The organism is Paenibacillus tundrae, assembly GCF_030812775.1.
Classification (GTDB): domain Bacteria; phylum Bacillota; class Bacilli; order Paenibacillales; family Paenibacillaceae; genus Paenibacillus; species Paenibacillus tundrae_A.
In genome coordinates this window covers 440,666-460,156 of the sequence record NZ_JAUSTI010000001.1, presented here as the reverse complement: position 1 = coordinate 460,156, position 19,491 = coordinate 440,666, and the positions used below count along the sequence as shown (strand labels likewise).

Here is a 19,491-nt window from a genome sequence, read left to right as displayed (position 1 = left end):
GCCAGAAAAATACAAAACCCTGCTAAGCCGCCGAATTCGGTCTCCCGTTTTCGTCTGCGCAGAGCAGGGCACTACATTAAATAAGCACTATTTTAGCTGTTTCGTCAAGTTTGCCATTTCAATTGCGGCCGTAGCTGCATCCCAACCTTTGTTGCCCGCCTTTGTACCTGCGCGTTCAATCGCTTGCTCAATGTTCTCTGTAGTCACGAGACCAAAGATCGTTGGCACGCCTGTTTTGAGGTTAATTGCCGCAACGCCTTTTGCCATTTCATTACATACATAGTCATAGTGAGTTGTTGATCCACGAATAACTGTTCCTAGTGTGATAACGGCGTCATACTTGCCACTCTCGGCCATTTTCTGCGCAATAAGCGGGATTTCGAAGGCTCCTGGAACCCACGCTACATCGACTTCATTGTCCTGAACGCCATGGCGTTTGAAAGCATCCAGTGCACCGCTGAGCAATTTACTCGTAATAAATTCGTTGAAACGTCCAACGACTACTCCATATTTTAATCCTTCTGACACTAAATGTCCTTCGAAAAAGTTTGGCATTGTTAGTCAACTCCTATAATTAGTATGAGATATAATCAAATGATCTTGTCGTTCTTGTCGTTTCTTTTTCCACAAATTACATATATGAATCGATGCTCAATTATTTTTCGTTTTGCTCGATTTCATCAAACTTCAGCATGTGTCCCAGCTTCGCTTGTTTGGTATGCAGATACAGGGTATTATCCTCATTCTCTTGGATCTGAATCGGTACCCGTTCAACCACCTCAAGGCCGTAACCTTCTAACCCTTTGATCTTGCGTGGATTATTGGTTAACAGACGAATCTGGCGAACACCAAGGTCTTTGAGGATCTGGGCTCCAATTCCATAATCACGAAGATCCGCAGCGAATCCAAGCTTCAGGTTGGCATCTACGGTGTCTAGACCTTCCTCCTGCAACTTATAGGCTTTGAGCTTGTTGATTAATCCGATGCCCCGACCTTCCTGTCTCATATAGAGCAGAATTCCATTGCCCTCTTCATCTATCTGTCTGAGTGCCGCATCGAATTGAGGCCCACAGTCACAGCGATGAGAGTGGAATACATCCCCTGTGAGACACTCCGAGTGAACGCGTACCAATACAGGCTTAGAACCGTCAATCTCACCCTTAACCAGTGCAACATGCTCCTTGTTATCTACCGCATTGGTATATGCAACTGCCTGGAATTCACCAAAATCCGTAGGCATACGCACAGCTACCTCGCGCTGTACTAGCTGTTCCTTCTCATTACGGTACCGAATCATGTCCTGAATGCTAATCAACTTCAGATCATGCTTACGTGCGATTTCCTGTAGATCAGGTAATCTCGCCATCGTACCATCTTCCTTGATAACCTCACAGATCACACCTGCAGGGTATGAACCACACATGATTGCCAGATCAACTGCAGCTTCGGTATGCCCTGCTCGACGCAACACTCCGCCGTCTTTGGCGATGAGCGGGAACATATGACCCGGTTTGCGGAAATCCGAACTTTTGGCATCAGGATCAATTAAACCTTTCACCGTAATGGAGCGTTCAAACGCAGAAATGCCAGTTGTTGTATCTTTGTGATCTACTGACACGGTGAATGCTGTTCCATGAAAGTCCGTGTTCTGTTGAACCATCGGTTTGAGATTGAGTTCGTCTGCACGTTGCTGTGTAATCGGTACGCAGACTAGACCTCTACCCTCGGTGATCATGAAATTAATGACTTCAGGCGTAGCCTTATCTGCCAAAGCAATAAAATCACCTTCATTTTCCCGGTCTTCATCATCCACAACGATCACGGGTTTTCCTCGCATCAGATCATAGATGGCTTCCTCGATTGGATCGAGAATGGATTGCTCTGTCATACGTCTCACTCCAATTCTTTTATCTGTCTTTCTCCGTTCTCGTGTAAAAAGTGTATTCAAACCTATATTTTACGCAAAGCCGTGATTAGACAGAAACTCTTCGCTTATACTCTTGGGCTTCGTCTCTTTCGTGCTGGCGTGACCGCTCCCGTAATGAAGTAAATGATCCACGTATTTACCCAAAATGTCACATTCAATATTGATGGTATCTCCAGTTTTCTTAAAATTCAGCACAGTCTCTCCAATGGTATGAGGAATAATGGAAACCGTGAATGATCCGGAAACGGTGTTCACAACGGTAAGACTGATGCCGTCTAGGGTGACAGACCCTTTCGGAATCAAATATTTAAAAAGATCATGGTCATCCGGTTTAATTTCGAAAACAACCGCATTCTGGTCACGAGTAATACTGCCAATCACTCCCGTGCCATCCACATGCCCCTGTACAATATGTCCTCCAAACCGGCCACCAGATCGCATTGCACGCTCTAAGTTTACTTTGCTTCCTGATTGCAGGTGGTTCAAGTTCGTATGTCGATACGTTTCTGGCATAACGTCAGCGGTAAAACCTCCGCCTTCCAGTGTAGTTGCCGTTAAACATACTCCATTTACGGCCACGCTATCACCAATTTTCAAATCATCCATGATGGCGGAAGCTCCGATGTTCAGAACCAATGCTTCGCCCTTTCGACCGATGCGCCGAATGTGACCGACTTCTTCCACTAGACCGGTAAACATGCTACCGCCTCCTTCTTGTACATCTTTTTAGCACTCACACTTCATAGATCTCCCTTATTCTGGCCAGACCGGGATACCGCCAATGCTAATATTATCTCCAACTTGCTCGATTTCCAATTGATTCAATTGTATGGCCTGGCTCATACGCTCAACACCTTCGAAACGGAAACTTCCCGGCGTATCATATCCTCCCACAATTTTGGGAGCAATGAACATAAGCATACGATCCACGAGTCTAGCTTCCAGCATTGCTCCGTTCAACGTGCCTCCACCTTCAAGCAAAATAGATCCAATCTCACGCTCACCCAGTTTACTGAGTGCATTAAGCAGATCGACACGTGGTCCTGGCCCACAGCGGATAACCTCTACACCATATGCCTCAAGGCGTTCAGCCGCTTCAGGGCTTGCTTCATCCGTTGTAAGTACCCAGGTGGGTGCAATGCCATCCTTAACCATTTTCGAGCCTACAGGTAGGCGCAGCTTGGAATCCACTACAATTCGAACTGGGTGAATGCCTTCCACTTGTAATCGAGTCGTCAATTCAGGATTGTCCGCGATGACAGTCTCAACGCCGACCATAATCCCCTGGTGACGATGACGAAGGGCATGCACGATCTCCCGAGCGGGCTCATTGGAAATCCATTTACTATCTCCACTACGGGTAGCAATTTTGCCATCTAATGTCGAGGCCGTTTTGAGCGTCACAAACGGTAAACCTGTGGTGATGTATTTAATGAACTTTTCGTTCAGGCGTCTTCCACGTTCACGTAAAATGCCAACCTCAACTTCTATTCCTTGTTGGCGAAGCATGCTGATTCCTCTGCCCGACACTTGAGGGTTAGGGTCTTCACAACACACCACTACACGCTTAACCTTCTCATGGATTAGACGTTCGCTACATGGAGGTGTTTTGCCATAGTGACTACAAGGCTCCAACGTAACATATACCGTACTGCCCTCAGCATCGCTGCCTGCCATGTTCAATGCGTGCACTTCGGCATGACCTGTACCACGTTTTAGATGTGATCCCAGCCCGACTACGCGGCCTTCCTTGACCACAACACAACCTACAACGGGATTAATTCCAGTCTGCCCTTGTGCCCGTTCTGCCATATCCAATGCGAGTCCCATATAAAATTCATCATTGATCATTTCCAAGTCCGTCACCCCACGGTCTAATCTATTTTGTTATTATCTTCTCCTAAGGGAGAAAATGATGTGCATCTTCATCGTAAAATGGTTTTCAATTCACTATCGAATGTGTTTAAGGATTCCGTTAAGAAAACAAAAATCCCCGTCGAACAGTCCGTTCGATGGGGAGAAGAGACACTACGTCGTCGCAAGACAGCGTTGGTACACTGGTCATAAAGCGCACAGAATCACTACCTTGATCGATTCAGGTAAGTGAAAACAAACACATACCCTAATGAAATTCATTCTAGGTATAGCGCTTATAAGACATAACCTATGTATGGAGGCAATGGAAAAAAACCGTTTTCTCCATGTACAGTCATAAAACTCACTGTACACCAACACATCTGCGAATGCAGCCAGAAGCTACACTCTCTCCTTCTCCCATCCAGACTATACTGTCGGTTCTGGAATTGCACCAGATCAGCCATCTGCCTCAGCAGACAGGTCACGGACTTTGCACACAAGACATAAATAATTCACGAACATGTGCATCACCGCCGGTAGGGAATCTCACCCTCCCCGAAGGATTGTTGCGTTATTAATTGGATGTTAGCACTTTAACGTTAAAAAATCAATTGTTTTTTGTTCCTTTTTGTCACATACTAACTTTTAATAAGCGAAAGATGACGCCAAAAACCCTTTCCCGGATGAGAAACGGTTTTGTCTAGGTTTCGATCGAATCAGCCACAACATCATCTATAGATGAGGAAAGCACCAACCCGCCATATGTTTCAAATCCTTGGCATGATGAAACGGAATTCGATCAGGTACAGGCAGCATGGATAATGGCTGAGGCATATTTCTCGCTACCCTTCTTACCCAACTTGTGGAGTCGATCGCGAGCGCGGAGCACTGCCAGCGTTCATGTGGTCTCGGTCGAACGGTCATAATCAACTCGGATTTCCCTGGCATCTCTGGAAAGACACCATCCAGATATTCCACCACCACTCGATTGTCCTTCAGTTCATGACAGTACACTGTGATCCATACCCCTTCACGAACCCGAACCGCATAAACATCGCCGGGCTGTACCGATCCTGTTCCAGCATCAGGAGAAGCCTTTGGAACTTTACTACGGACGATCTTTCTTTTCACCAGTTGACCCAGCATCGTTTCGTCCAAAGATGGGCTTTGAGCAGGTTTCTCCTCAAGCAATACATTCCTTCGATCAAAATCATAAAATAGTCTAGCCAGATTCTCTTCATTCACACCTACAGAGCTATCCCACCACGCAAGTGGAGCCTGCACTTCAACCCGAACGTTCGGGCGCTGGTCACGCTCCCTATAGGATGTGAACGCCGTGATCAAACCCGGATGTTCAGGCGTATCCAGGATACCAATCAAGGCCAGAGTCTCAAGCAGGTTACGGTAGACATATTCAGTTTTAGTTGGAAGTAGACCCTCTTTCTTAAGCAGAGCCGCTGCCTTACTATAGCGGGTTTTGGGAGGCAGTGTTCGAAGTACGGTTAACACAGCACGAAACGTCCAGCGATCATATTCGTTTGGAACAGGAAGGTCCTTCACATCTATAAGTTCTCTCAGCGCTAACACATGCCCAAAAGGATCACCGTCCAAAGGTGTTCCTTCTGTCATACGCCAGTACCATTGTATTGTCTTATCCTCTGCCTGGTTTACACTCAATCCACAAATTTCACAGATTTCCGATGAAGGATATGGCCTGTGTTCATGATTAGGCATGTTACTCGCAATAAGCTTACCTGTTAGCAATGAGCGCCAGATCATCGGTGACGACCACAAGGAAGCCACAAAAGCTTGCACTGCCTCATCCAACGTCCACTGCTTCGCCAGCATTTTCAACTCAGCAATCGTTTCGTCATGTTGCGGTTTAATAAACTGATTGGGATGACGGCCTGCCGCCTCTAGTGCCTCCCGGTCTTGAATGGGTATGCTTTCTGGCATGACATGCCTAGAAGCCTGTAGTCCTTCGTCCCAGACCATGTTTTCGCTATAAATTTGTTTCAATAATCTTAATTGGTTTACAATATCCAAAATTCCGTCATCCCTTCTTGGTACCATATCTTGATGGATGATTTTTATACTTCATAAATCCTCTGAACCAAGAATAACCCATGCTTGAAGGATTCACCAGAATCGATATGCCCATAAACAAGCCAAATATGTAAAAAAACCCTTAGTGCATCTGCAACAGAAGCACTAAGGGTTTCCTGTAAAACATAAGTGATTTAGTAAAACTTACGCTTCAACAACTTCAACAGTTTCCATTTTGTCGCTTCCTTCGAAAGCGTCAACGAACTCCATACCTTTGGTTACTTTACCAAATACAGTATGTTGTCCATCCAAATGTGGTTGTGGTTGATAGCAGATGTAGAACTGGCTTCCACCTGTGTTACGGCCAGCATGCGCCATAGCCAATGTTCCACGCTCATGTTTGTTTGGGTTAATTTCACAGTTGATTGTGTAACCAGGACCGCCTGTACCGTTTCCAGTTGGGCATCCACCTTGAGCTACGAAGCCAGGGATAACACGGTGGAAAGTCAAACCGTTGTAGAAGCCGGAGTTTGCCAGTTTCTCAAAATTTGCTACTGTGTTTGGAGCTTCTTGATCGAACAGGTCGATCAGAACTTCTCCGCCGTTTGCCATTTTGATTTTCGCTTGTTTCGCCATATGTAAATGACTCCTTTCGTATTGACCATCATTAGTAGTGCCAGAAGCGCATGACCCTAGGTCAAGCTTAATAGCACTTTTCATAGTGTACACCGAAATGCGTTCAACCGCAAAATAATCAGCAATTTTTTTCGCACAATACGGCTAAAAAGGGTGATTTCTGTCTCGTCTCCAAGTTGCTCGGATCTGCTGTAACATAAGAAAGAAGACAAAAGAGCAACACTCCTTTGCCTTCTTCCTAAATGCGTTATTGATTTACAATGCAATTACACATGCCACCCACGCATCTATTAAGATTAGCGAGTTACTGGCTGTTTAGCGATGCGCTCAGGTACCAAATCATTCTGAATGATGTCCTGATATGTCTCACGACGAACGACTACATCACCTTGACCGTCTTTGACAAATACAACCGCCGGACGACGAATCCGGTTGTAGTTACTCGCCATGGAATAGTTATATGCCCCTGTGCACGCTACGGCAAGCAAGTCACCGCTTTGTACTTTTGGCAATTCCAAATCCCAGATCAACATGTCGCCACTCTCGCAGCATTTACCGGCAACGGAAACAGTCTCTTGAGCTGCTTCGTTAGCACGGTTTGCAAGCACTGCTTCATACTTGGACTCATAAAGTGCAGGACGTGGGTTATCCGTCATACCACCATCTACAGCAACGTATTTACGTACGCCTGGGATGTCTTTGCTCGTACCCACTGTGTATAGTGTAGTTCCAGCTTCACCAACGATACTGCGACCTGGCTCAACCCAGATCTCAGGTACAGCATAGCCAATGGTAGCAAAGTGATTTTTAACCGCATCTGTAATAGCCTTCACGTATTGTGAAACTTCAAGCGGTGTATCTCCATCGATATAACGGATTCCGAATCCTCCGCCAAGGTTAACCACTTTGAATGCAACATTTAGACGCTCATACACACTTGCCGCGAATTCAGCAACACGCTGAACAGCCATCTGGAATCCTTCAACCTCGAAGATTTGGGAACCAATGTGAGAGTGAACACCAAGTAGAACCAGGTTTGGTTGTTTGGAAGCTAGTTCGATTGCTTCGAACGCTGTTCCGTTACCGATATCGAAACCGAATTTCGAGTCAGTCTGACCTGTGGAAATATATTCATGTGTATGCGCCTCAACACCAGGCGTTACGCGCAGCAAGATGTTAACTTTGCGGTTTTTGTCCGCAGCCACAGCTTGCAACAAGTGCAGTTCATTAAAGTTATCCACTACGAAGCAACCGATCTCTGCATCCAGTGCCATCTCGATTTCTTCCAGCGTTTTGTTGTTGCCGTGGAAGTGAATACGTTCAGCAGGGAATCCTGCTTGCAATGCTGTGAACAGCTCACCATCAGATACAACGTCTAGTGAAAGTCCTTCTTCTGCAGCCAAAGCACACATCGCCATTACGCAGAATGCTTTACTTGCGTAAGCCACTTGGAAGCCCAGACCCGAAGCGCGGAATGCATCCATATACTCTCTACAACGATCACGCACTAATTGCTCGTCCACCACATACAGCGGTGTACCAAACTGTTCTTTCAAATCTGTTGCGTCTACTCCGCCAATTTCTAGATGTCCTTGAGCATTTATTTTACTTGTACCATGTAAATACATAATCTGCATTCCTCACTTTATATACTGGAATTTTATCTATTCCAATGATTTTACACCAGTATACCAAATTAGGCATCAAGAAGAATGGATTTTTCAGCAGATCATTTGTGTTTTTTACTTTTTCGTGATTCTCCGTCTGGATCATCAGGCATTTTGGTATTATCACGAGTTTTGTTGAACGATGGACGTTTTTTATTTTCAAGCAATGGCAACCGGAATAAAAAGTTACCAAGCGCCTTTGCATTAAACGGTATGAACGGCCACAGATAAGATGAATTGTAGGAACGATGGATTGTCAGCGCAATGACCAATAAGGTGGTACCAATCACGAATCCGGGTACTTTGAAAATAGCCACCGCAATCAGAAGGAACAGTCGTACCAGCCTGTTGGCTAGTCCAAGTTCATAACTCGGCGTTGCAAACATCCCTATCGCAGCAATAGCCATGTAGAGCACAACCTCGTTAACGAAATATCCTGTTTTGACGGCAATATCCCCGACGAGTATAGCTGCTATTAAACCCATCGCCGAGGCAAGTGGTGTAGGTGTATGCACCGCTGCCATCCGTAAGAGATCGACACCGAGTTCTATCAACAGAAACTGAAGAATAAGTGGAAGTTTAACATTCTCCTGTGGGCCGATAAAATCAAACCCCATCGGTTTAATGGCAGGATCAATCACCATGAGAAGCCACAACGGAAGCACAAACAACGAGATTAGAATACCTGCGAACCTTACCCAACGTAGGTAGGTTCCCATGAAAGCCGTTTGCCTATTTTCTTCCGCATGCTCGCAGAGATCAAAAAAGGTCGTTGGCAAGATCATCACACTTGGTGAGGTATCTACAAAAATAACGACTCTACCCTCAAGTAGATGAGATGCTGTAACATCAGGTCTTTCCGAATATCGGACGAGTGGAAATGGGTTCCACCCTTTGTTGATAATCGCTTCCTCCAACTGCTTATCGGCAGCGGGAATGCCATCGATATCGACCCGTTTTATTTTTTCACGAACAGAATCCACTTGAACCTTATCCACGATATCATCAATGTAGACTACACATACATCCGTCTGCGTTCTGCGACCAACTTGCATAATCTCAAATTTCAATCCAGGGTCGCGGATTCTACGTCGAACTAAGGCCACATTGGTCAAAAGTGTCTCTGTAAATCCGTCTCTCGATCCCCTTACCACCCGCTCTAAAGAAGGTTCTTCAGGTGATCGAACCGGGTAACTCCGTGTGTCCATAATAAGGACGGAGCGATCTCCTTCAACAAACATCGCACTCATACCCATAAGAACCTTTTTAATTACAGCGCTCATGCTATCTACTTTTTCCACCTGAATATGAGGAATGTAGCATTCAAAGTAAGATTTCAGCGCATGTTCCGACACTTGATCCGGAGTGAGATAGGTTAATCTTTTTAACACTTCAAGCAAAATTTCATCTTTGGCAAACCCGGTTAACAGCAATATTCCAACATGCTTGCCTCCCAGAACCATTTCCCGCAGATCTACGTCGAAGGATTCTCCGAGCCCTAAAATCTGTTTCAATGTATTTTTATTGTCGCTCATGCGTGGAGAGATCTCATCGTTTTCCTGCCAGTAATGCACAGATTCTTCGACGCTGTCAGACATCTCATTTTGTTTTTTCTCTTGATAAGCCTTCTCTTCTTCTTCCTTCTGAATTTCATACGGTGACTTATTCAATAACTCTTCGGGTACTCCCTCACCATGCTCCTGGTCACCGTGATCTGATCTCACATCCATGTCCATCCTCCTTCAACCATTGCTCTCTAACGCTGGTATACAAAAAAATCGAATAACGAACCCGTCATCTTACCCAGAATCATGGCAAGCAGCAATCCAAAAAGATACGGCTTCATTCCTAGCCTTTTGGCAAGTACAGGCAATACGTTTAGCACTTCTGTCAGTGCGGCCGCAAGCAAACCGATAAACACCCCGCAGAACAGCCCAATGATTGGACTAAGTAACAGCACCCCATGTACTTTCCAGTGCCAGAAATCCGCAACCGTACCTACTAACGAGCCTCCGATGAGTGCACCTTCATACCAATGTGTTTTGTCATAGGACTGGGTCAATTGAGCCAGCCGTGGAATCATATCTAGTACTAAGATAAGCGCAATCACGCCACTTCCTACTGCGATTCCTCCAGCAATGCCGAGTACGATGCTGATCGCTCCATTAAGAACGCTCATCTGTACTCATCTCCCCACGTTCTTGGTCATGCATACGCTCGTTTTCCTGAATAACGACATACTGGTCGACATTTTGCTGATATAAAAACATTTCAACTTCAAGAGGTGTCGGTTCTTCATTCCACTTCTTCTTGAATAAATGATTGAAGAACACCGCCATACCAAATCCAATCCCGATGGAATATGCCACCTGAAATAGATAGGGATGCTCATCTCGGCGACCTGTAATCATCTCCACAATTCGAATTTGAACTTCCTGCATACTCACGTCCGCGTGAAAATTCATAATAGTTAAAGCTGAGCCAAAAAAAAGCAGCAGCCATACCAGAATAAACAACGATTTGGACGGTTTGCCATTTCCCTCGACAACTTCAACTAGCGTATGTCCGGAGCCGATTAACTCGACACTGACATCGGGAAGCACACCTCGGATCTGGGGAATAATCTGCAGAATATCAATGAGAATCAGATTGCCATCTTCCGGTCCAGGGCGCAGCAGTTCAAGCTCAATCAGCCTTCGCTCCTGTTCTTCTGAAGAGGTCAGCACATGGGCAATATCCCGAAGCCTGACTTCTTTTCCCCGTTGGATACGGACTCGGCTGCGCAAACGAATGTAGACCGTTGGAGTGGGTGTCAGGGACATCCGAAACACTCCTTTACTGCGTAATTTAGGTTAGTATTTGAAGAATGTGCAAATTTATTACATGGGGTTGGAAAAAGATTGGGAGTTTGGCAGAGATGCGGGATTGATTGGTTGCCGGTCGCTGTTATGGCGAAGGATAAATGAGATACACGCGGGCGTTCCTGTGGCAGACCAACCTTCCGATCGCTGTTGTCTCCAAATTCTTATCATGTATTTCTAATCGGTTAGAAATTCGGAGACAAAGGCGAGCGCTTCGCTTCTTCAGGTTTTTTCTGCCACCTCCACTGCTTGTGTATCAAAATCAAACCTTCACACTCCGCTCCTCTAACCAATTCCATCCCTCCGCTGCATCAGCTCCCCTTTATCCAAACGCTTGAAAGAAATTTGCTGGGAGGTGGTAGGTGGAAATCATATGGAATGCGTTGCGTTGAGAGATGAGTAAATGCTGATCGCTGTTCTGAGAAGGCTGGATGAGATAATCGCGGGCGTTCCAGTGGCAGACCAACCTTTCGGTCGCTGTTGTCTCCAAATTCTTATCATTGTATTTCTAATCGGTTAGAAATTCGGAGACAAAGGCGAGCGCTTCGCTTCTTCAGGTTTTTCCTGCCACTTCCACTGCTTGTGTATCAGAGTAAAACCTTCGCGCTCCGCTCCTCCGCTGTCCCTCTTTTCGAAGGCCTGAAAGGAATTGTCTGAGGAGGAGACACAGGCTAAAAATAAAAAAAGTCACCTTATCGGCGACGGATTTTAGAATGCTACTTATAAATCTCGCTTTCTGGTTTTACGTCGAAAGTTTGCAAAGTCTCTCTTCTAAGGAAACCAGTTAACTGGGAAGTGCAGAACCACTTGCCGCAGTTGCTACAACGGTCATTTGGCTTCAGGAACCCTTAGGACTATTTCAATGGATAGGCACGGCATGTATTATTACCCTTGTAATTTTGATGCAAATGAATAAAGCACCTCTCGACCACCCTGCATAAACTTCCAATATGCTAACTTTTGAAGGCTCGAAAGATTGCTGTCTACAAACCTTACTTTCTCACCAAATCTATAAACTATTGAACAAAAGGATGATGAACAGAAGTTACCTGCATTAATATCACCATATTGGCACTATAGAATATAGTATTACCAAGTTCACCATGATAAACAGGCGATACAAATTCTATCGCCTGTTTTAATTTAACACGTAATTTCGTAATCTCATTGCGGAGGAAGTAATTTCTTGGCATCCGGCATATCTGGAAAACCTAGTTTTAATTCGTTCACAATCTTCTCGGCAGTCATGAAATCAGAAGCTGGAGAAACAATCTGAATCAAATTATGTGTCGTTCCTTTGTAAGGGGCTTCTTTCAGAAATAAGTTTAATTTCGAGAATGACTCATCGTGAAACATAACACCCGTCACACTCTCCAATTGTTGCGATGAACCAGAATACGTTATGAATGAACTGAAAATATTACCTTCTTGAACCGGGTAGAGCGGAAACATTCTGTATTCTCTGGTGAAATCCAGATCCGAAAGCTCGATCTTCCCCTCAAAGTAATGCTCTCTGAATAAAGGTCGGTGTACAATACCCTCCATAACTAACGTCGTGTTCCCAAGTACAACATGGTCTTCGTTTAAAACGACAACATCACTCTGCCTGTTCATTTTTTGAGGGAATGGATACAACCATACAAACAGGACCATGAAGACTAGTACTAATGCTACACAACCTAAAATAATTCTTCTTTTCATGAACATCGCCCTTTCGACATGCAGTTGTTATGTTATGCTAGGAATGTTCAAAATAAATTTCTAAATTATTTATCCTGAATTTGAGAAGGAAAACTAAATCGAGGTAAAGATACTGATTTAAAAACCTTCCCATCAATGCCAGTGAAATCTACATTACTTACAAAAGCCGTACTGGCTGATCCAGGGTTTAAATATGCTGTAACTGCGTTTGAACCAATTCCATGATTCGAAGGAGTATAGTGGTACCGTCTACTATCTGTTATGAAATTAGATGAAGTCACAATATTCGTACCCTTTTTATACCCTACGTTTCTTATACTCCACGAAGCGGCACCGAATACTTCTGAAGACCTGAAAGATAAAACTTGAGAAATGTCAGATTGTCCTTCTTTCTTTACGTACATAAAGTCTACGTTCATGTTGTAATCCCAGTTATAACTTGAAGTGATATTAGTTACCTCAGTTGTACTACTAAAATCTGTTAAAGCTTGTTTTAAAGCATCATATATCGTTATTCCTATATCTACGCCAGGAATTAAACTAGCTCCTTCTTTCGCTGTAGTTTTTAAAAGACCTGTTCCAGCAGCTCTAATTCCCCCATTCGTTGTTTGTACAACTGTTCCACTTTGACTTATACTACTTGAAGCTGTTCCTGCTGGGCTTGCAACGATATGTTGAACTTCATATCTTACTGAATTTTTTACCCAAATTGATCTATAGGTTCGCCAGCTAACATTGCTATAACCACCTGGAACCACTGCCAATGCACCTTCATCTGACAACTTTAATTTCTCAGCTAACTCATCCTCAGATAAATCTCTTACACCTAAGTCGTAAAGTTGATTATCGATCTGTTGGATTTTAGTGCTTAATTCCTTATACTCTTTAATTATCTTTAGGTCACTTGGAATAGAAAGTTCAGTAGTATTGCTATCGTTGTTATTATTCTCCTGAAGATCATTTAATTTAAGTTGTAACATCGCTCTTTCAGTCATAAGATTCTTGATGTTCTCTTCTCTAGAATCTGCAGGATAGATATCATCTTGTGCTGTATCATTTGCAGAAACAGAAGAAATTGGTGTAATTACTAGAATAACTGCTAAGAATAGAAAAAGACACTGTTTTAGAACCTTCACATTTACCACTACTTCATAAATTTTACATGTAATTATATGACAAAAATGATAATAAAACAACCTTATCAACGACAAATAACCTTCTTCGCAAATTAAAGCGCGAAAGAAGGTTGTTAGTTGTCGTATATTGGTGATAAAACACGTTTCACATCACCATGTCTCCATCCAAACACCAATCACTGTGCGATCTGATCGCGGATGGATTGCAGGATCTTTTTCTCCAGCCGGGATACCTGAACCTGTGATATTCCAAGTCTGCTGGCGACCTCAGATTGTGTCTGATCACGGTAATAACGAAGGTATACGATTAGCCGTTCTCGTTCACTCAGGCCACCGATGGCTTCGTTCAATGCCAATTTATCAAACCAACGCTCCTGCGACTCGTCAGCAATCTGATCCATTAGTGTAATTGGATCACCATCGTTCTCAAACACCGTCTCATGGATCGACGTTGGAGGTTTATTGGCTTCTTGAGCAAATACAACTTCCTCTGGAGTCACCCCCAGTTGTTCAGCCACTTCCTTAATCGTTGGCAGACGATCAAGATGTTTGGACAATTCATCTCTTTTTTTGCGAACTTTATTCGCCATCTCCTTAAGTGAGCGACTGACCTTTAATGTGCCGTCGTCACGTAGGAAACGCTGGATTTCTCCGATTATCATCGGTACAGCATAGGTCGAAAATTTCACATCATAGCTGAGATCGAATTTGTCCACCGACTTGAGCAGTCCGATACAGCCGATTTGGAACAGATCCTCTGGTTCATAACCTCTGTTCATAAAACGCTGTACGACAGACCAGACAAGTCTGATGTTGCAGTTTACCAGTGTGTCTCGGGCATCATGGTCACCCGATTGACTGAGCGCAATCAATCGTTTGACCTCGGCATCATCCAAATAGGTCTGTGAAGATGGTTTCACTTCAGCATCCATAAGACCAACCCCTAATTATACAATGCTTTCTTGGATTCAATCCTTTTCTTCATCTTGATGGAGGTGCCTCTGCCGGGCTCACTGCTGACTTCGAATTCATCCATGAAGTTTTCCATAATGGTAAAGCCCATGCCCGAGCGCTCAAGTTCGGGTTTGGATGTATATAGCGGCTGCTTGGCAAGCTCCAGATCTTCAATACCTTCGCCACGATCTTCCACGATGATCGTAATCATGTCTTCACGAATTTCCGCCTGAATGGATACAACCCCTTCTGGGTTATTGTTATACCCATGAATAATGCTGTTGGTTACCGCTTCGGAAATAACTGTCTTCAGATCGCTGAGCTCGTCCATTGTAGGATCAAGCTGCGAGATAAAGGCTGCAACCGTTACACGCGCGAACGATTCGTTCTCCGACTTGGCCGCGAATTGCAGATTCATGAAATTTCTCCCTGTTCCTTCATTCATGAGACGACCTCCAGACCCGAGAGAGCAGTTCCCTCATTTTCGTAAATCGGCATAATCTTGAACAAACCCGACATCTCCAGCAAACGGTACACTGGCGGATTAACATCACATACAACCATCTTACCGCCTTTATTCTTAATGAGTTTATATCTTCCCAAAATGACACCCAAGCCTGAGCTGTCCATAAATTGCAGATCCTTCAGGCTGAGCACCAAGTGCTCGCATTGTCTCCGCTGGATCGCTTCATCCATCTGCATCCGTACCATATCCGCAGTGTGATGATCCAGTTCTCCCGATAGTCGCACAATCAGAATCCCACGGTGATGTTCCATTTCCACATGCAAGTTCACGTTTGCTCACTCTCCTCCCTGTCATGAACAAGGATTTCTACGTTGCCCAAAACATTTCCTGCACCCCGACAAAACTAGAAGAAAACCCCTAATTAACTACAAAATACGTTCAAGGATGCAGGTAGCACACGTAAATTGACGCTTAATCAAAAAGATTGGAAGTGGTGCGTTTGAATAGCTTCCACCAGCCGGCTTTGTTTACATCCTGAGGAGCCTGAATGTCGAACTCCTTAATAACCTCATCACCCTGATAAACCACCAGCTTACCTACACTTTGACCTGCTTTAATCGGCGCTTTTAATTCTTTTGTCATCAACAATTCATGTCGAATATCGTTCGACTTGGCACCTTTGCGCATGAGCACACTATAATTTTGCGTAGCGTTCAGTGGCAATTCAGCAACTTCGCCTTTTTCAACTTTCAGGCTACCGAGCAGATCGCCTGCTTTGTATAAAGGTTTCATCGTGTATTGACTAAAGGCATAGTCAAACATGGAGGAAACCTCAGCATTACGTGTTTTCGTGTTTGGTTCTCCCAGCACAACAGCAACTGTACGCAATCCATCCTTCATCGCTGTTGCTGATAAACAAAATTTCGCTTCCGAAGTGTAACCTGTTTTCAAACCATCTGCACCTGTGTAGAAACGAACGAGCTTATTGGTATTGACCAACCAGAAAGGCTTTTCTGTATCTTTCCGGAGGTAGTCTTGATATGCGCCCGTATATTTGGTAATGCCCGAATGTTTCAATAATTCCCGACTCATGAGCGCAATATCATGTGCCGACGAATAATGATTATCAACCGGGAGCCCATTACAATTGGCAAAATTGGTATCCTTCATGCCCAGCTCTTTCGCACGTTCGTTCATCATCTGTACAAAAGCTTCCTCAGAGCCCGCAATCTTCTCAGCCATAGCGACAGATGCATCATTTCCTGAGGCCATAGCGATCCCTTTGAGCATGTCGTCTACCGTCATCTCTTCACCGGGTTCAAGGAAGATCTGTGATCCACCCATAGAAGCAGCATACTCACTTGTTCTCACTTTGTCGGTCAGCTTCAACTTACCTGAATCAATCGCTTCAATCGTTAAAAGCATGGTCATAATCTTCGTAATACTTGCCGGAGGCAGTTGATCATGACTGTTTTTCTCGTAGATCACAGTTCCTGTGTCTGCATCCATCAATATTGCTGAACGTGCTGAAGGTGCCAAATCCGTTCCACCTGTTGGGGTAGGTTTTTCTTCAGCAAGTGCTGTGGATGCCATCAGAGACAGCAAAATACAAAGGGTCATGAACGATGCCAATATACGTTTCTTCACGATCGGTAACCTCCTCAAATGACTTGCTTAATGCATTACCATGCATGTACTGCTAATCATTGTCGGCTCGTTTACAGTAAATTATTCCATGTAAAGCATGATTTCCCGAAACTTTTTTTTGTAAATTGTATCGTCGAACAGAAACGCAAAAAAACATGCCCCTGCTCACTGAATGTGATAGAGGCATGTCTCTTCAATTGCAATAGTATCCTATAGAGCTGTATGTCTGGGAAGGAACTATCTTTCTCGTCTTTCTAAGACCAGTTATATCGTTAGATTACTAACTTGGCTCTATAATCTGTTACATTTGTGGAATAACGGCTACAACCAGCGCGAGGAAGGACTCACGTACCCGCTCTGTTGTCTCCATAACCTCATCATGGGAGAGAGGCTGATCCAGAATACCTGCTGCCATGTTGCTGATACAAGAGATACCGAGTACTTCCAAACCTGCATGGCGAGCCACAATGACTTCGGACACTGTGGACATACCAACAGCATCTGCACCCAGAGTACGGAGCATAACAATCTCAGCTGGTGTCTCATAGTTTGGACCAAGCAGACCTGCATAGACACCCTCACGTACATTGAACCCTTGGGATGCTGCAGTATCTTTAGCCAGCGCACGCAAGCGGCGGCTATAAGCTTCGGACAGATCCGGGAATCGTACACCCAGTGCTGGATCATTCGGACCGATGAGTGGATTTTTGCCTGTAAGATTCAAATGGTCGGAGATCAACATCAAGTCACCTGGTTCGTACGATGTGTTCACTCCACCTGCTGCGTTCGTTACAAGGACCGATGTAACTCCAAGTTCTTTCATGACACGTACCGGAAAAGCGGTAAGCTCAGGGCCATAGCCCTCATACATATGGAAACGTCCTTTCATCATGACAACAGGACGACCTTTAATTGTTCCAACCAGCAATTCACCCTCATGTCCTTCTACCGTAGATACAGGGAAATGGGGGATGTCTTGATAAGCGATACTCACACCATCTTCAATGAGTTCAGCCAAAATGCCAAGACCTGAACCAAGAATCAAACCTACTTCAGGCTTAACCGAGCTTTTGCTTTGAATATAAGATGCTGCTTCCAAAATCATTTGTTGATTTAATGCTGTCATTACGATGTTCCTCCTTGAGTTGAAACGATCCGTTCATGTATGCAGATCAGCTCCAGGCTAGTCCCACTAGACGGAAGCATATGCTTATGTATACGGCGTTTAGTGTATTCAATTTATTCTATCCTAAATAGGCAACATGTTCTGCATTTTTTTGCAAAAACATTTCACGTCCAACCTATTTAGCCCGTGGATGATGTGTTTCGTAGATTTCCTTCATCGTTTTACGACCATGATTACCATACTGCTGACCTGGCTGTTCAACATGACCTAACATGTCCTGAACGGCTCTTGTGTCGGCTCCGCTAGCAATAAGGTGAGCAGCGAACGAATGTCTTAACGTATGTGGCGTAATTTCGCCCGGGATTCCTGCATCCACCGCAGCTTTTTTGAGTAATTTCCAGAATCCTTGGCGTGTCAGACGTCTCCCTGAGACATTGACAAAGAGTGCCTGCTCGTCCGAACTTGCTTTGAGCAATCGGCTACGTTTCTCATCCAGATACACATCGATCCAATGGGCTGCAGGAGCACCGATCGGAAGAATCCGTTCTTTCCCTGCCCCGCCGCAACGAATAAACTTCATACTCGGCTGAACATCTCGGACATCCAGTGCAATCAATTCTGAGACACGTATACCTGTGGCATACAATAATTCCAGCATCGCACGATCCCGAATTCCTTGGGGTGAACGCGTATCCGGTGCATTAAGTAGCAACTCAATTTCATCGATGCTTAATACTTGAGGTGGGGTTTTATCTGCCTTAGGAGCCTCCACATCAAATGTAGGGTCTTGAAGGATATCCCCCCTGCGCATTAGAAAATGAAAGTAGGAACGTAAGGATACTATACTCCGAGCAATCGTAGCATTAGCGCGTCCGGATTGCTTTAACTTACCTACAAATAAAATAACGTGCGTACGTCGCACCTGACCGGCATCACGTATATCATATTCTTTCTCTGCAAATTCGATGAACTTGTCCACATCGCGAAGATACGACTCCAGTGTGCTGCTTGACATCCCTTTGTCTTCTTCTAAGTAAATGGCATAGGCGTGTATTGTCTGTTTCATGTACAACGCTCCTCATCTCCAGAACTGCCCCGCGTGCAGCCTGTTACCGTATTTGCATTCCTAGAAGCTCCAACTACTCTCCATACCAGTAAAACAAACGTAGCCGTTCGGCAAGCGAAGGTCGCCCTTCCCCATGAACTGTCCACTCCGTTTCCTGAAATACTTTGACCGCATTACCTGAAGGAATCTGATACTGATCTACAGGTGAGATCCAACCGTTGAACAGATCCAGAACATTATAGAACAAATAAACTAATGCTGAAAAAAAGATGATAAACCGAATAAAACGGAGCCCTCTCCGTAGTGATATAATCATCGTTTGCCCGCCTCCTAGTTTCGATCCTAGCTCCAATTCTCTGAAGCCGGAACCTCATTCCCTGCACCATATCATGGGCAGAGAA

20 protein-coding genes, 1 pseudogene and 1 riboswitch are annotated in these 19,491 nt (G+C 44.6%); of the genes and pseudogenes, 2 read left to right on the top strand and 19 right to left on the bottom strand.

The genetic code is table 11. The annotated features are described in order from the left end of the window. Nucleotides 1-87 precede the first annotated feature (87 nt). From ribH to ribD, 4 genes are all read right to left on the bottom strand, one after another. A complete protein-coding gene (gene ribH, locus J2T19_RS02285) occupies nucleotides 88-555 on the bottom strand; it encodes a 6,7-dimethyl-8-ribityllumazine synthase (protein WP_056696627.1) in 468 nt (155 codons plus the stop codon). Between the two features lie 100 nt (nucleotides 556-655). After that, on the bottom strand, nucleotides 656-1,888 hold the full coding sequence (locus J2T19_RS02280; RefSeq protein WP_307212693.1) for a bifunctional 3,4-dihydroxy-2-butanone-4-phosphate synthase/GTP cyclohydrolase II: 1,233 nt from the start codon (nucleotides 1,886-1,888) through the stop codon (nucleotides 656-658). Between the two features lie 69 nt (nucleotides 1,889-1,957). Further along, nucleotides 1,958-2,626: a riboflavin synthase gene (gene ribE, locus J2T19_RS02275; protein WP_307212691.1), complete on the bottom strand. Its 669-nt coding sequence runs from the start codon at nucleotides 2,624-2,626 to the stop codon at nucleotides 1,958-1,960. 54 nt (nucleotides 2,627-2,680) lie between these two features. Then, complete coding sequence (gene ribD / locus J2T19_RS02270; protein WP_164848736.1) at nucleotides 2,681-3,784, bottom strand: bifunctional diaminohydroxyphosphoribosylaminopyrimidine deaminase/5-amino-6-(5-phosphoribosylamino)uracil reductase RibD; 1,104 nt, start codon at nucleotides 3,782-3,784, stop codon at nucleotides 2,681-2,683. A gap of 60 nt (nucleotides 3,785-3,844) precedes the next feature. On the opposite strand from ribD, the gene J2T19_RS02265 reads away from it, so the two are divergent. Continuing rightward, nucleotides 3,845-3,994, top strand: a complete 150-nt coding sequence (locus tag J2T19_RS02265; protein WP_307212687.1) for a hypothetical protein — start codon at nucleotides 3,845-3,847, stop codon at nucleotides 3,992-3,994. 195 nt (nucleotides 3,995-4,189) lie between these two features. Continuing rightward, nucleotides 4,190-4,351, bottom strand: a riboswitch (FMN riboswitch). Nucleotides 4,352-4,516: 165 nt separating this feature from the next. On the opposite strand, the gene J2T19_RS02260 is transcribed toward J2T19_RS02265, so the two are convergent. The 6 genes from J2T19_RS02260 to J2T19_RS02235 form a co-directional block, all read right to left on the bottom strand. Continuing rightward, a complete protein-coding gene (locus J2T19_RS02260) occupies nucleotides 4,517-5,830 on the bottom strand; it encodes a hypothetical protein (RefSeq protein ID WP_307212684.1) in 1,314 nt (437 codons plus the stop codon). A gap of 204 nt (nucleotides 5,831-6,034) precedes the next feature. Next, a complete protein-coding gene (locus J2T19_RS02255; protein ID WP_056696621.1) occupies nucleotides 6,035-6,466 on the bottom strand; it encodes a peptidylprolyl isomerase in 432 nt (143 codons plus the stop codon). Between the two features lie 296 nt (nucleotides 6,467-6,762). Further along, on the bottom strand, nucleotides 6,763-8,094 hold the full coding sequence (gene lysA, locus J2T19_RS02250) for a diaminopimelate decarboxylase (protein WP_307212681.1): 1,332 nt from the start codon (nucleotides 8,092-8,094) through the stop codon (nucleotides 6,763-6,765). A 101-nt stretch (nucleotides 8,095-8,195) separates the two neighbouring features. Continuing rightward, entirely contained in the window at nucleotides 8,196-9,863 is a 1,668-nt protein-coding gene (locus J2T19_RS02245) for a spore germination protein (RefSeq protein WP_307212679.1), read from the bottom strand. A gap of 26 nt (nucleotides 9,864-9,889) precedes the next feature. Further along, nucleotides 9,890-10,312, bottom strand: coding sequence for a stage V sporulation protein AB (locus tag J2T19_RS02240; RefSeq protein ID WP_056696616.1), 423 nt, complete (start codon nucleotides 10,310-10,312; stop codon nucleotides 9,890-9,892). Continuing rightward, complete coding sequence (locus J2T19_RS02235; protein WP_307212672.1) at nucleotides 10,299-10,955, bottom strand: stage V sporulation protein AA; 657 nt, start codon at nucleotides 10,953-10,955, stop codon at nucleotides 10,299-10,301. Before J2T19_RS02235 ends, J2T19_RS02240 begins: the two co-directional genes overlap by 14 nt. A gap of 767 nt (nucleotides 10,956-11,722) precedes the next feature. On the opposite strand from J2T19_RS02235, the pseudogene J2T19_RS02230 reads away from it, so the two are divergent. Continuing rightward, nucleotides 11,723-11,935, top strand: a pseudogene (locus J2T19_RS02230) (EamA family transporter); the annotation flags it as partial. A 223-nt stretch (nucleotides 11,936-12,158) separates the two neighbouring features. Here the strand turns inward: J2T19_RS02230 and J2T19_RS02225 are convergent. The 9 genes from J2T19_RS02225 to J2T19_RS02185 all read right to left on the bottom strand — a co-directional run bounded on the left by J2T19_RS02225 (nucleotide 12,159) and on the right by J2T19_RS02185 (nucleotide 19,406). Further along, on the bottom strand, nucleotides 12,159-12,608 hold the full coding sequence (locus J2T19_RS02225) for a hypothetical protein (RefSeq protein WP_307212670.1): 450 nt from the start codon (nucleotides 12,606-12,608) through the stop codon (nucleotides 12,159-12,161). A gap of 152 nt (nucleotides 12,609-12,760) precedes the next feature. Further along, nucleotides 12,761-13,840 carry a hypothetical protein gene (locus J2T19_RS02220; protein WP_307212667.1) on the bottom strand — a complete coding sequence of 360 codons (1,080 nt, stop codon included), beginning with the start codon at nucleotides 13,838-13,840 and terminating at the stop codon, nucleotides 12,761-12,763. Between the two features lie 167 nt (nucleotides 13,841-14,007). Continuing rightward, nucleotides 14,008-14,763, bottom strand: coding sequence for an RNA polymerase sporulation sigma factor SigF (gene sigF / locus J2T19_RS02215; RefSeq protein WP_056696605.1), 756 nt, complete (start codon nucleotides 14,761-14,763; stop codon nucleotides 14,008-14,010). Nucleotides 14,764-14,774: 11 nt separating this feature from the next. Continuing rightward, a complete protein-coding gene (spoIIAB, locus tag J2T19_RS02210; RefSeq protein ID WP_056696603.1) occupies nucleotides 14,775-15,230 on the bottom strand; it encodes an anti-sigma F factor in 456 nt (151 codons plus the stop codon). Next, the gene (gene spoIIAA, locus J2T19_RS02205) at nucleotides 15,227-15,580 is read right to left on the bottom strand and encodes an anti-sigma F factor antagonist (protein WP_036663380.1); all 354 of its coding nucleotides are present in this window, start codon (nucleotides 15,578-15,580) and stop codon (nucleotides 15,227-15,229) included. Before spoIIAA ends, spoIIAB begins: the two co-directional genes overlap by 4 nt. A 142-nt stretch (nucleotides 15,581-15,722) precedes the next feature. Next, a complete protein-coding gene (locus tag J2T19_RS02200; protein WP_370874771.1) occupies nucleotides 15,723-16,898 on the bottom strand; it encodes a D-alanyl-D-alanine carboxypeptidase family protein in 1,176 nt (391 codons plus the stop codon). Nucleotides 16,899-17,199: 301 nt separating this feature from the next. Then, complete coding sequence (locus J2T19_RS02195; protein WP_307212662.1) at nucleotides 17,200-18,024, bottom strand: purine-nucleoside phosphorylase; 825 nt, start codon at nucleotides 18,022-18,024, stop codon at nucleotides 17,200-17,202. Nucleotides 18,025-18,199: 175 nt separating this feature from the next. Continuing rightward, a complete protein-coding gene (locus tag J2T19_RS02190; protein ID WP_307212659.1) occupies nucleotides 18,200-19,090 on the bottom strand; it encodes a tyrosine recombinase in 891 nt (296 codons plus the stop codon). 73 nt (nucleotides 19,091-19,163) lie between these two features. Next, nucleotides 19,164-19,406 carry a DUF4227 family protein gene (locus J2T19_RS02185; RefSeq protein ID WP_307212656.1) on the bottom strand — a complete coding sequence of 81 codons (243 nt, stop codon included), beginning with the start codon at nucleotides 19,404-19,406 and terminating at the stop codon, nucleotides 19,164-19,166. Between the last annotated feature and the right edge of the window lie 85 nt (nucleotides 19,407-19,491).